The sequence below is a fragment of the Nostoc sp. NOS(2021) genome (genome assembly GCF_017115025.1).
GTDB lineage: Bacteria > Cyanobacteriota > Cyanobacteriia > Cyanobacteriales > Nostocaceae > Nostoc.
On the sequence record NZ_JABXKM010000307.1, the window covers coordinates 1 to 12,603 of the forward strand.

General features: G+C 43.0%; 16 protein-coding genes. 11 read left to right on the forward strand and 5 right to left on the reverse strand.

Annotated elements, in window-relative coordinates; genetic code table 11:
• Positions 1-78 precede the first annotated feature (78 nt).
• Positions 79-960 carry a phosphatidate cytidylyltransferase gene (locus tag HWQ41_RS29980; protein WP_292771147.1) on the forward strand — a complete coding sequence of 294 codons (882 nt, stop codon included), beginning with the start codon at positions 79-81 and terminating at the stop codon, positions 958-960.
• A 320-nt stretch (positions 961-1,280) separates the two neighbouring features.
• Here HWQ41_RS29980 and HWQ41_RS29985 read toward each other — a convergent pair whose 3' ends face one another.
• Positions 1,281-1,994 (reverse strand): DUF2993 domain-containing protein, encoded by a 714-nt coding sequence (locus tag HWQ41_RS29985; RefSeq protein ID WP_292771112.1) that lies wholly within the window; start codon positions 1,992-1,994, stop codon positions 1,281-1,283.
• Positions 1,995-2,096: 102 nt separating this feature from the next.
• Between HWQ41_RS29985 and HWQ41_RS29990 the strand changes: the two genes are divergently transcribed.
• Together HWQ41_RS29990 and HWQ41_RS29995 are read left to right on the forward strand one after the other, a co-directional pair.
• Positions 2,097-2,855, forward strand: coding sequence for a pseudouridine synthase (locus tag HWQ41_RS29990; protein WP_292771114.1), 759 nt, complete (start codon positions 2,097-2,099; stop codon positions 2,853-2,855).
• Between the two features lie 29 nt (positions 2,856-2,884).
• Positions 2,885-3,697, forward strand: a complete 813-nt coding sequence (locus HWQ41_RS29995; RefSeq protein ID WP_292771117.1) for a RodZ domain-containing protein — start codon at positions 2,885-2,887, stop codon at positions 3,695-3,697.
• Between the two features lie 222 nt (positions 3,698-3,919).
• Here HWQ41_RS29995 and malQ read toward each other — a convergent pair whose 3' ends face one another.
• Entirely contained in the window at positions 3,920-5,428 is a 1,509-nt protein-coding gene (malQ, locus tag HWQ41_RS30000) for a 4-alpha-glucanotransferase (RefSeq protein WP_292771120.1), read from the reverse strand.
• 121 nt (positions 5,429-5,549) lie between these two features.
• Here malQ and HWQ41_RS30005 point away from each other — a divergent pair, with 121 nt between their 5' ends.
• On the forward strand, positions 5,550-5,981 hold the full coding sequence (locus HWQ41_RS30005) for an NUDIX hydrolase (RefSeq protein WP_292771150.1): 432 nt from the start codon (positions 5,550-5,552) through the stop codon (positions 5,979-5,981).
• Positions 5,982-6,127: 146 nt separating this feature from the next.
• Here HWQ41_RS30005 and HWQ41_RS30010 read toward each other — a convergent pair whose 3' ends face one another.
• Positions 6,128-6,571: a type II toxin-antitoxin system VapC family toxin gene (locus HWQ41_RS30010; protein WP_292771123.1), complete on the reverse strand. Its 444-nt coding sequence runs from the start codon at positions 6,569-6,571 to the stop codon at positions 6,128-6,130.
• A 2-nt stretch (positions 6,572-6,573) separates the two neighbouring features.
• Positions 6,574-6,882: a hypothetical protein gene (locus HWQ41_RS30015; protein ID WP_292771126.1), complete on the reverse strand. Its 309-nt coding sequence runs from the start codon at positions 6,880-6,882 to the stop codon at positions 6,574-6,576.
• Positions 6,883-6,906: 24 nt separating this feature from the next.
• Between HWQ41_RS30015 and HWQ41_RS30020 the strand changes: the two genes are divergently transcribed.
• From HWQ41_RS30020 to HWQ41_RS30035, 4 genes are all read left to right on the forward strand, one after another.
• Positions 6,907-7,122, forward strand: coding sequence for a hypothetical protein (locus HWQ41_RS30020; protein WP_292771128.1), 216 nt, complete (start codon positions 6,907-6,909; stop codon positions 7,120-7,122).
• Positions 7,101-8,471, forward strand: a complete 1,371-nt coding sequence (locus HWQ41_RS30025; RefSeq protein ID WP_292771129.1) for a Rid family detoxifying hydrolase — start codon at positions 7,101-7,103, stop codon at positions 8,469-8,471. The genes HWQ41_RS30020 and HWQ41_RS30025 overlap by 22 nt, the downstream gene beginning before the upstream one ends.
• Positions 8,472-8,484: 13 nt before the next feature.
• Positions 8,485-8,739, forward strand: coding sequence for a hypothetical protein (locus HWQ41_RS30030; protein WP_292771132.1), 255 nt, complete (start codon positions 8,485-8,487; stop codon positions 8,737-8,739).
• Positions 8,740-8,894: 155 nt separating this feature from the next.
• Positions 8,895-9,158, forward strand: coding sequence for a hypothetical protein (locus HWQ41_RS30035; RefSeq protein ID WP_292771135.1), 264 nt, complete (start codon positions 8,895-8,897; stop codon positions 9,156-9,158).
• A gap of 18 nt (positions 9,159-9,176) precedes the next feature.
• On the opposite strand, the gene tumA is transcribed toward HWQ41_RS30035, so the two are convergent.
• Positions 9,177-9,476 (reverse strand): antitoxin TumA, encoded by a 300-nt coding sequence (gene tumA / locus HWQ41_RS30040; protein ID WP_292771137.1) that lies wholly within the window; start codon positions 9,474-9,476, stop codon positions 9,177-9,179.
• Between the two features lie 186 nt (positions 9,477-9,662).
• On the opposite strand from tumA, the gene HWQ41_RS30045 reads away from it, so the two are divergent.
• The 3 genes from HWQ41_RS30045 to HWQ41_RS30055 all read left to right on the forward strand — a co-directional run.
• Entirely contained in the window at positions 9,663-10,136 is a 474-nt protein-coding gene (locus HWQ41_RS30045; RefSeq protein WP_292771140.1) for a hypothetical protein, read from the forward strand.
• 141 nt (positions 10,137-10,277) lie between these two features.
• Positions 10,278-10,571 (forward strand): hypothetical protein, encoded by a 294-nt coding sequence (locus HWQ41_RS30050; protein WP_292771142.1) that lies wholly within the window; start codon positions 10,278-10,280, stop codon positions 10,569-10,571.
• A gap of 210 nt (positions 10,572-10,781) precedes the next feature.
• The coding region (locus HWQ41_RS30055; RefSeq protein ID WP_292771144.1) for a tetratricopeptide repeat protein at positions 10,782-12,603 on the forward strand (1,822 nt) is incomplete at its 3' end.

Genomic DNA, 12,603 nt, shown 5'->3' on the forward strand with positions numbered 1-12,603 from the left:
AGGGGAAGAAAAAATAACTAATTAATTAATGCCCAATGCCCAATGCCCAATGCCCCATGCCCAATATTTAATACTTCTATGCCTTGGTCTCGAATTATTAGTGGAATTGTTGCGATCGCTCTTGCTCTTTCTGTTACCCTTTTGGGGGGTTGGTACTTTACCATCATGTTTGCGGTTATCGTCTTTTTGGGTCAACAGGAATATTTTAATTTGGTGCGAGCCAGAGGCATCGCTCCCGCCGCTAAAACCACTATGGCTGTCAGCCAAGTCTTGCTGGTGATTTGTACGCTAGATGGCAGTTTAGCTGACGCTGTGATGCCAATAGCTGGTACACTTATTTGTTTTTACCTGCTGTTTCAGCCCAAATTTGCCACGATCGCTGATGTTTCCGCTTCTATTATGGGGCTATTTTACGTAGGTTATTTACCGAGTTACTGGGTGCGCTTACGAGCAATTGATAGTGCTGCTTTTAGCAATCTCCCTTTCGGAGGATACTGGCCCACAACCTGGACAGATTTCTGGGAAAAAGCAAATTCCGCTTCTTTACCACAAGGTTTTACAGCAACACTGCTGACTTTTTTGTGTATTTGGGCAGCTGATATCGGTGCTTACACCATTGGCAAATTCTTTGGGAAAACTCGTCTGTCTGAGATTAGCCCCAAAAAAACTGTAGAAGGTGCTGTCTTTGGCATCATCTTCAGTGTTGCTGTAGCCATAGCAGGAGCCTATTATCTCCACTTGCCCAAATCCCCCTTCACTGGTTTAGCATTGGGTTTGCTGATTGGCATTGCTAGCATTTTAGGGGATCTTACCGAATCTATGCTCAAGCGGGATGCTGGAGTCAAAGATTCTGGGCAGTTAATCCCCGGTCACGGTGGTATTTTAGACCGTACTGATAGTTATATTTTTACAGCTCCTTTAATTTATTATTTTGTGACGCTATTGTTGCCGCTTCTATAAGTGAGCATGGCATTGGGCATTTCAATTTTGGATTTTGGATTGACGATAGTGGAGCGTAAAGCCTTCTCTACGAGAGGCAACGCATAAAGGCATAGCAACTCTACCAGACGCACTCGCGTTCGCTTAGAGCGAGTCTGCGTACCCTTACAGGGAAGCAAGCTACGCCTTGGTCTCGTAGAGAGCGTCTTTTGGATTAAATTTCAATTCTTTAATCCAAAATCTAAAATCTAAAATTCTTACTCCCCACTCCCCACTCCCCTTGTTTCGATAGGCGCTGTATTATTTAAAATAATGTATTAGCATTTTTTTATTTCTAATCATCAAGGATTAACGTTAATCCGCCCACGACACACCAGCTTGCCTGGGATCAGCGTTAGTTCTTGAATATCGACATCTGAGCCAAGATCCAGATTGTACTCATGATTGTCTTCTAATATATCTCCCTGGTCAGGCTTGATTTGGATATGTGCCACTTGCAACTCATGCCCACTGAGTAACTGTAAGCCCAGACAAATCTCTAGAGGTGTTGTTTCACTATTGGTTACTTTCACGCCTCGCAGTATAATTTGATTGTTATCAAGGATAATTTCTTGCCAATTAATTGGTTCTAACTGTGGGTAATGTGTTGGTAAAACCTTAACCAGTAAATCGCTCAAAGCAGTAGATAATAAGTCAGATGAGAGAGAAGCATTGAGATCCTTCTCGTCTACGATCAAATCGCCAACCACTGGTACTGTTTCTAACAGTCGCAGGGGCTGTCCCTTGAGTACCGAGCCAATATTTATCCGAATATTTTCTGCTATTAATTGAATTTGTGTAATCAGGAGACCTTGATAAACTGCATGAGTAGCAAAAATAGATACCGAGGGGATGCGTCCAGAGAAAAGTTGGCGATCGCTCGCTTTAATCTCCACTTCTAATTCTGATATTTGGCTCACTTGCGCTCTCAACCAGAGCTTTAGTGCTGTTGTCAGTACCTGCGTAATTATGCGGATTTTCTTTGCACTTGTTGTTTGGGAATTTTGCTCTGGCATCTAACCAATCTAATTAAACAAGCTTTAAATGTAACATTTATGCCTACTAGGGACAAAATGCAAATATCATTTAATTGTTAACAGTAAATAAGCAATTTACACATGGAGGCACGGTTACAAAAAATTCTCGCTCAATGGGGTATCGCCTCACGTCGTGAAGCCGAAGAAATGATTAGGGACTCACGGGTGCAGATCAATGGGATATTGGCACATTTAGGTCAAAAAGTTGATCCCGAAAAAGATGCGATCGCAATCGATGGTAAACCGGTATCCGAAAAGCAGCGTCCGCCTTTAATATATCTATTGCTGCACAAACCAGCGGGAGTGGTTTCGACTTGCCACGATCCTCACCGCAGACCAACAGTCCTCGATTTACTACCGAAAGAATTACGAGAGGGTTCAGGTATTCACCCAGTTGGACGTCTAGATGCAGACTCTACAGGAGCATTAATCCTGACCAATGACGGAGAACTGACATTTGGACTAACCCATCCACGTCACAGTATTTCCAAAACATATCGTGTTTTGGTCAAAGGACATCCTCCAGAAGCGGTACTGCAAATGTGGCGTCAGGGTGTGATGTTGGAGGGTAGAAAAACCAGGGCTGCTAAGGTACACCTCATAGAACGTTGTACCGAGCAAAGCTTTTTAGAAATAGTGTTGCAGGAGGGAAGAAATCGCCAAATTCGCCGTATAGCCCAACAGTTAGGATACCCAGTAATCAAGCTGCATCGGACTGCTATCGGTCTAATTCAATTACAAACTTCAAAAGAACCCTTTTTAGATGAGGGTGAATATCGTTCTCTCAAAGATTATGAGATTCACTTTTTGCAAGAGCAGATAATACAACCTAATTATTGATTCAGTGGAATTAAGGAGCGTCAGTAGGCATGAAATGGCCAAGAAAGAAGAATAATCACCAGCCATCACTTTCATTAGAACAACAACGATCTGAAAAGTTGGTACAATTAGGCGCTCAACTTTGGGCATTGCGTCAAGAACAGGGTCTATCTCTAGAACAAGTGGTTGTATTGACCAGGATTCCCCAGCGATTATTGCAGGCAATCGAAGAAGGTAATTTAAACGAACTGCCAGAACCAATCTATATTCAGGGTTTGATCAGGCAATTTGCCGAAGCACTAGGCTTGAATGGAGTAGAATTTTCTGGCACTTTTCCGATCAGTTCTGCACGAGTGGACTCCCAAGGTATGGGGAATAGATCATCCCTTAGTCAACTACGTCCGATTCATCTTTACTTTCTTTACATATTGCTAATTTTCTGCTCTGTAAATGGCTTATCTCAGTTATTAAATAACGCTGTACTACAAGCAAGTAATAGCCAAAACCAGCCATATCAAAAACAAAAATCCGTTGTTAAACCAGAACTAGCCCAACGAAAAGAGTCAGTTAAGGCTCAACCGATCAGCGATCCCCTTAACGGCGTTCAACAGGGACAGGCTGTACAGATTGGTGTCACCTTGAAAGCGTCATCTTGGATTCGTGTAGTAGCCGATGGCAAAACCGAGTTTGAAGGTATTCTGCCAGAGGGAACTCACCGAACTTGGAAAGCCCAACAGCAACTGACAGTGAAAACTGATAATGCTGGTGGTGTGTTGATGAGCGTCAATCAAGAGAAAGCTAAAGAAATGGGAGAGCCTGGGAAGGAGGAAGAAATTAGGATTGCTGCTAAACCTAAGTTTTGAGATGAGGCAGAAATCAATTCAAAATTCAAAATGACGCTCGCAGACTCGCTAACGCTACGCTAACAAAATTCAAAATTGTACCCTTACAGGGAAGCAAGCTACGCGCAGCTTCTCGTAGAGAAGAAAAAGACTGAGGGAGATGAGGGAGATGAGGAAGATGGGGGAGTGTTTTTTCCCTTGCTGCCTCATCTCCCCATCTCCTCACTCATCACTCCCCACTCCTCAAATTGCTTGTGGGGCGCGTCCATTAAGTCTGGTAAGAACTTTCAAGCGATCGCCTAATTCCTCTGTCAACGCTGCTGCTTGATAGCGCCACTCCCAGTTACCCTCTGCAACACTGGGAAAATTCATCCGCGCTTCGTTTCCTAAGCCCAAAACATCTTGCAAGGGAATAATCGCTTGGTTGGCTATGGAACTCAAAGCTAGGCGAATTAAATCCCAGTGAACGCCTTCAGGACTAATAGAACCTAAATAAAGTAACAGGTTTTGCTTTTCGTTATCGTTAGCCGTGTTGAACCAGCCTACAGTTGTGTCATTATCGTGAGTGCCGGTATAAACTACAGCATTTCTTGGGTAATTGAATGGTAAAAATGGATTAGCGGGATCAGAACCAAAGGCAAACTGCAAAACTTTCATCCCAGGAAATTCATACTTGTCTCGCAGCGCATCTACCTCTGGTGTAATTACTCCCAAATCTTCCGCTAAGACGGGTAGCTTGCCCAACTTCTGCCTAATCACTTCAAAAAAAGCATCTCCAGGCGCTTCCACCCATTTACCATTCATGGCAGTTTCTTCACCTTGAGGCACAGACCAATAAGCCTCGAAGCCCCGGAAGTGGTCAATGCGAATTATATCTACATAATCCAGCATTGCCTCAAAGCGCTGTACCCACCATTTAAAGTCTTGTTTTTGCAATTCCTCCCAGTTATAAACCGGGTTGCCCCACAATTGACCGGTGGCGCTAAAGTAATCTGGTGGAACTCCTGCCATTTGGGCAGCAACTCCTGTCTCTTCGTCTAAGCAAAAGATGTCGGGATGCGCCCACACGTCGGCACTATCATGAGCTACGTAGATGGGGATATCGCCGATAATGTCAATACCGCGCATGTTGGCGTAGCTTTTCAGGTCTGACCACTGCCGGAAAAACTCAAATTGGACAAACTTGTAATAAAAAATCTCTCCGTTGAGCCGATCCTCTACCTGAGCTAATGCTTCCGGTTCCCGCTTGACAAGTTCTCGCTCCCATGTATGCCAGCTTGCATTCTCGTGAGCATCTTTCAGCGCCATAAATAAGGCGTAATTATTTAGCCAATAGGCTTTACTGTCGCAAAAACCTTCAAACTCTTTATGCTGGATAGGCGTAGCATTCGCTTTAAAGTTTTCACAGGCTTTTTTGAGTAGCCCAATCTTAATCGGCACAACCTGCTCGAAATCTACCTTTTCTACCGGAAATCCTGGTAAATTAGCAAAGTCTTCTTCAGCTAGCAAACCCTCTTCTAGGAGTTTTTCGGGGCTAATCAGCAGAGGATTTCCCGCCATTGCGGAGTAGCACATATACGGGGAATTCCCGTATGCAGTGGGCCCCAAGGGTAAAACTTGCCAATATTGTTGATGGCTCTCTTTGAGAAAATCAATGAAGCGATAGGCTTCTAAGCCTAAATCTCCAATACCAAATCGACTGGGAAAAGAGGTAGGATGCAGCAAAATGCCACTGGATCTAGGAAAAGGCATATTTAACCTGAGTTATGGGAAGAAGCGATCGCATCAATCTATCATGCTACGTTCAGCTTTGAAAGCTGTCGATAGTAGGGAGAAATCAATTCAAAATTCAAAATTCAAAATTCAAAATTGCATGATTTACCGAAATCCTACACCAACAGTTGATATCATCATTGAATTAGTAGATCGACCTCATCGGCCAATAGTGTTAATTGAAAGACATAATCTACCTTTAGGTTGGGCTATTCCTGGTGGTTTTGTAGATTATGGGGAAGCGGTGGAAGTGGCGGCGCGGCGAGAAGCTGAGGAAGAAACGGGTTTGCAGGTGGAGTTAGTTGAACAATTACTGGTGTATTCTGACCCCGATCGCGATCCGCGTCAGCATACGATTAGTATTGTGTTTTTGGCGACAGCTACGGGGGAAGTTGTGGCTGGGGATGATGCTAAGGGTGTAGGAGTTTTTGAGTCTTGGCGAGTGCCTGGTAATTTATGTTTTGACCACGATCGCATTTTGCGGGATTATTGGCGATATCGGCATTATGGGATACGTCCGAGGTTGGGGTAAGAGGAACGAACCGCGTTCGCGTTAGCGTCTCCCCTTGGGAGAAGGACGCAAAGGGCGCAAAGGAAGAGGGGAGAGGAATATCTCGAATTCTCCACCATGCAGTTTGCATAAATGTTCTGTAGGAATCGGTTGGTTTTGTGAGGATGTCAAAGCCAAGATTCTAATGCTAAGGCTTGCACCTGTTGTATCCTTTGAAAATCGCTGTCTTCTGAGACGACTGTGAGGTTATAGTGCAGAGCAGTTGATGCTATCCACAAGTCGTTATCGCTAAAACCCAAATCTTGAACTGTAAACTTTCTACGCTTTGCTTTGTCTTTGGGGCCAAAATGTTCGACAATTTCCCCTTTGAGGCTACCGTAAACATCGGCAACCCCTCCACTAATGGGATAAAGGTCAATGGTTTGCAGAAAAGTTCTGACAAAGCGAAGATTTGCTTCTTGTTGAGAAGACTTTTGCACCATGTAAAGGAGTTCACCTTGCACAATAACGCTAGTTGCAACTCCTAAGCCGATGTGTTCTTGTAACCGACGAATGATGTTTGTTTCTCCGAAAATGATCCGGCTACAATGATTGGTATTTAGGAGGTACATTACTAAAATTCAGCCTGGGATCGGGTTTGGTAAACAAGCTCCAAGCACTCCTCAAAATCATCACCTTGCCAGGTTCCGGCAAATTTTAGCAAGTCTTCTGCTTTGGAGCCTCTCAGAATTGGTGTTGCTTCTTCTATTTCCGGTTTTGTTTGATGATTGGAAGTATGATCATTTTTTTCCGTTGACAGGTTAAGAGATATTTCCTCGGTTGTTGGTTTTGTTTTGAGAAAACGCAAAAAATCTAGCGTTTGAGCTAGTAGAACATCTGAGGACGATTCAATTTCTTGGAGTAGTAGCTCTTTAATATTCATTCTGGTTTATTCATAAATGATGTTTTGCCGTCTGTCGTAACAGTATTATACGAGTGCGATCGCGATGCAGACCTGACGGCATTATGGGATACGTCCGAGGTTGGGGTAGGAGGAACGAACCGCCAAGGCGCAGAGGGCGCGAAGGAAGAGGGGAGAGGAATATCTGTGACACAAAGTTTTTGTGATTATACTGTGTCAATGGTATTCAAAGGTGCATTATGGACGCTGAAGAACTTTTAGAGAAATACGCCGCAGGACAAATACAATTTCACAACGAGAATCTTAGAGGAGTAGACCTCAAATATGCAAATCTGAGTGGAATAGACCTAAAAGGTGCAGATTTGACGGGAGCGGATTTAAACGATGCTAACCTGAGTAATGCTTCTCTTCAAAGTACTAACCTCACTAGGGCATCTTTAAGAGGTGCAAATTTGAGTAGTTTGGTGAAAAGTTCTAGTTTAAATTTCAGTTGGGCAGACCTAAGTAGTGCTGACTTGAGTAAAGCAACCCTGGATAGCGCTAACTTTAGTAACGCCGACCTAAATGATGTCAACTTGAGTGGAGCAAACTTGAGTGGTGCTAATTTCGGTAACGCTAACCTGGATAATGCTAACTTGAGTGGAGCAAACTTGAGTGGCACTAATTTGAGTAACGCTAACTTAGATAACGCCAACTTGAGTGATGCTACACTCAATTCTGCAAACTTAACTGACGCATCCTTGAATGAAGCAAAAGTCGTTAGAGCTAACCTTACTAGTGCTAATTTAAGTGGGGCTAACTTGTTTGGATCTGATTTGAGTCAAGCAAACCTAACTCATGTGATACTCAAAGATGCTAATTTGCAGAGAGCCAAGATTCGGGGTGTTAATTTATCTCAAAAGGATTTGTCAGGTATGAATCTGGCTGAAGCTGATCTAGGTGCAGCAAATCTCATAGGCGTAAATTTCAGAAAAGCCTGTCTAAAAGGGACAAACTTAGAGAAAGCAGAACTGCAAAAAGTAGATTTGATTAACGCGAATCTGAACGAGGCAAACCTGAAGAAGGTAGATTTAACTGGAGCAAATATTTACGGAGCCAATCTTCAAGATGCTGACCTAACTGGTGCGATAATGCCAGATGGAGAAGTTTACAAACCGATCGCAGCTGAAGCAGAAATCGGTAAGCAGGAAACATCGTTAGAGAAAATAATATCTATGACTCGTAAAGTAATTCGTACTGATAACGCACCGGCTCCAGTCGGCCCTTATAATCAAGCGATCGCCGCTTCTGGTCAATTTATATTTATAGCTGGACAAATTGCCATCGATCCCCGTCTTGGTGATGTCGTCTACACTGATGATGTTAAAAAGCAAACTGAGCAGGTATTAGCTAATCTTGAAGCCATCCTCATAGCAGCCGGTGCAACTTTCCAAGATGTCGTGAAGACCACTGTATTTTTAGCTGATATGAATGATTTCGCGGCGGTGAATGCCGTATATGCAAAATATTTCGCGGAAGATACAGCCCCAGCGCGGGCTTGTGTGCAGGTATCGCGCTTACCTAAAGATGTGTTAGTAGAAATTGATGCGATCGCGGTAATTAGTGGTTAGAAAGAAGGTATCAATGAGCAAAATCTTAACAGTTACATTTGATGGTTCTGTTTTGCGACCAGATATACCACTTGATTTAGAGCCAAACAAGCGCTACGTAATTACTATCGTTTCTGAGGATATCAACTCATCTGAAACTAAAGCGGCTGATGTGTGGGATGTATTAGAAGATTTAACGGGGACAGTTGATGCACCCGAAGATTGGGCAAGTCAACATGACCATTACCTGTATGGCACACCAAAACATCAGCTTGAAATTAACACATGACAGGTGAGCGAATATTTTTAGACACTGTTTTTATCCAAGCGTTACTAAATGCACGCGATCAATACCATATCAAGGCTATAACCCTGCTACCGCGTGTCCAAAGCGCCGTGGAAGTATAGTTAACTGAAGCTGTTTTAATTGAAGTTGGTAATGCTTTGAGTGCTTTTAATCGCACAGCAGCGATCCGATTTATCCAGCAGTGTTATCAAACACCAAATATGTGTGTTGTGAGTGTAGACACAGAACTCCTCAACCGTGCTTTACAGCTCTATCAGTCCCGTCTAGACAAAACTTGGGGACTAACTGATTGTATTTCCTTTATTGTCATGCAATATCAGGGCTTAATCATTGCAGCAACAGCCGATCAACACTTTGTCCAAGCAGGTTATCGGGCGCTTTTACTGGAAACAGAAGCTTGAGTTATCATGACTTGAAAATTAGAACTTCAACAGCAGAGTTGGGAATTGGCAATTGCAAGTATTTTTGAGTGTTCCCCTCTGATAAATGCGATCGCTATCTTTGAGTTTGCTCTTTATATCTTGGTGTAGAGCTAGATAATGTTGGTAGTTTCCTGCCCATTCAACAAACACTTCATCGTCAGAAGTTTCGCCTTGACTATATTTGGCAAAAAAATCTTCTGAATTCATTTGGTACTTTATTTCATAGGTATTTAACTGTTTGGTAAGGGCAATTACCGCATCTAGTGGAGATGTATATTCGATGATTTGTTTACGCATTGATTTCTGCATTCAGTTTCATTAGTTTATACTAAACACTTTTATCACTTCATCGTTGAGATAGTTGGTTTTTAGTTTAAGGCAGGGAGAGGTTTATCAAACTTACGTTAATTATCTATCAACAATAGCGATCGCTTCCATAACTTTGGGAATACTGAATACAAGTATCCTAAAGGAGTAATAAAAATGGCAGAAAATCGCATCAGTGCCAACTTAGCCCCAGCAGACAAAGAAGCAGTCATGCAGGCGATCGCTACAATTAGAGAAAAGTTACCATTTTTGATTGATTTGACCCCTGAAGATCGGCGAACAATGCTAAAAATGGGAGATAAAAGTCGAGCTTTTGTCAGCAAAGCTTTAGAAGTGGCTACACAAAACCCTAACTTTTTGCCTCGTTCTTTTGATTTAGAAGAGATGCGCCGGGATTTAGGGATATTTGAGGACTTGTATCCAGTGCTTTTGTCTCTAACACAACTGCAAGAACTGGTAGATGATACCTGTATAGCTGCTGCTAGCGAAGCCTATGCCGCAGCATTAGCAATTTATAGCTATGCCAAAGCTAGCGGTGATGTCACAGGTTTAGATGCAGTAATTGATGAGATGGGACGCAGGTTTAACCGCCGTTCTAAGAAAAAGCAACCCGAAGTCCCAGTTAGCTAAAGTCTGAAATAGGGAATTACAGCAGTTGTAAATTTAGTAAAATACACGCAATTTGTAGGGGCATAACATTGTTATGCCCTTTTCGTGTTTTGTATCCCAATATTTTTGTAACCTGCGAAGGCAGGTTTTGTTTGTGTAGCCGTGATTTCTAATCGCCAGGGCATTTTTGAGCCTCAGAAGGTCAACGTCAAGCCTCGGAAGGTCAACGTCGAGCCTCGGAAGGTCAACGTCGAGCCTCGGAAGGTCAACGTCGAGCCTCAGAAGGTCAACATCCAGCCTCAGAAGGTCAACATCCAGCCTCAGAAGGTCAACATTGAGCCTCAGAAGGTCAACATTGAGCCTCAGAAGGTCAACATCGAGCCTCGGAAGGTCAACATTGAGCCTCAGAAGGTCAACATCGAGCTTAAATCAAAGTTACACGTAAAAATTACCTAGAAAAATTTGGTAAATTCCGAAATACAGCGTGGGCATTAAGTAGTTATTCTATAAGTAAGTAGCTGGACAAAAACATTTACAGTCATTGCGAGCGGAGCGAAGCAATCCCAGCCCTTGCGATTGCTTCATTTCGCTTCGCTGCATTCGCAATGACATTGTGTAATTAATTCTGTCTGACTACTTATTAGCACCTTAAAATTAAATCTTGTAATGAACCCGCAAAACAAGTACAAGAATTTACAAGATAAGCTTAAGCAACTCCAGCAATCAGGTTTTGTGGGTCGTGAAGACCAAGTAAACCAATTTCGCCAAAATTTAGCATTATCCCCAGAAGACGATCACCGTCGTTTTCTGTATAACGTTTGGGGTCAAGGCGGAGTTGGTAAAAGTACTTTGCTGCGACAGTTTTGCAAAATTGCTGATGAAGCAAAAATTATCTCGGCTTACATCGATGAAGCAGAGAAAACTGTCCCCGAAGTCATGGGTCGTTTAGCTGAAGAGTTAGAACGGCAAGGTCACAAACTATCCCAGTTTACAGAACGCTATAAAGTTTACCGGCAAAAGCGCCAAGAATTAGAAACTGATCCAGAAGCCCCTCAAGGTTTTTCGGCATTTGTGGGGAAAACTATGGTAAAAACTGGCGTGCGCTTGGCGCGTCAAGTTCCCGTTGCTGGTGCTGTATTTGACTTTGTAGATGAGGATGCTTTTGCTACCCAAGCCGGAGAATGGGCGTCTTATGTGGCAAAGAAAATAACAAATAAAGATGAAGTGCTATTAGTTCAAGAACCTGTGGAAGTTCTGACCCCGCTATTTTTGCAAGATATTTTTAAAATTGCCGAGAAAACTGGTGTTGTTTTGTTTTTTGATACCTATGAACGCACCGGAGAATTCTTAGATAACTGGCTACGGGAAATTTTGGAGGGTCGCCACGGTGATGTATCTCTCAATATATTGATAACGATCGCCGGTCGGCAAGAGTTAGATAAAAATCATTGGGCACCTTACGAGGGGTTAATTGTTCGTTTCCCTCTGGAACCGTTTACAGAAGAAGAAGCCCAACAATATCTAATTCGCAAAGGCATTACAGACAATCGCATTATTGAAGTGATTTTGCACCTTTCTGGAAACTTACCTCTGCTAGTAGGAATGCTAGCAGATGCTGATCCCAATCACCCCAACCAGGTAATTGAGCCTAGCAGCAGTGCTGTAGAACGCTTTTTAAAATGGATTGACGATCCCAAACGGCAACAAGTGGCGCTTGATGCTGCCATTCCTCGGTGCTTGAACCGGGATATTTTAGCTCAGTTGAGAGGAGAACAAGAAGCTGATGAGCTATTTACTTGGCTTAAAGAAACATCTTTTGTCAAGGAACGTACCGATGGCTGGGCTTATCATGATGTTGTCAAAACCCAAATGTTACGCCACAAGCGCCTTTTATCGCCGCAAGGTTGGGCTGAGATACATGATAAGTTGGCAGAATATTATGACGGTCTGCGGAATGATCTGCAATTGTCAGAAGAGGAAAAACAGCGCGATCCTAGCTGGCAAAGTCACACTTTAAATGTGTTGTACCACAGGTTATGTCAGTCACCGCAAAAGAGTTTATCTCTAGCTCTCAATGAATTTCTTGCTGCACTCAAAAATCAACGCAAATTTGCCCAACAGTTAGCAGAAATAATGCTTCAGGCTGGTAAAGATGCGGATTCCTCTGAAGTTCAGCGTTGGGGTGAGCAAATAGCAAATGGGTTAAAAGCTTATGAGGAGAAACTTTATCAAGTTACATTGGAAATGTTTACCGCAGTCTTAGAGAATTCTAAGATTGAGGTTAAATGGCAACCAATTGCTCTAGGTTGGCGGGGTCATACTTACTTTTTTATGAAGCGTTACCCAGAAGCCCTAGAAGATTTTGACCGCGCCATTGAACTTAACCCCAAATATAACTCGGTGATCGCACTTCGCGGTGTAACTTACTTTTTTATGGAGCGTTACCCAGAAGCCCTAGAAGATTTTGACCGCGCCATTGAACTTAACC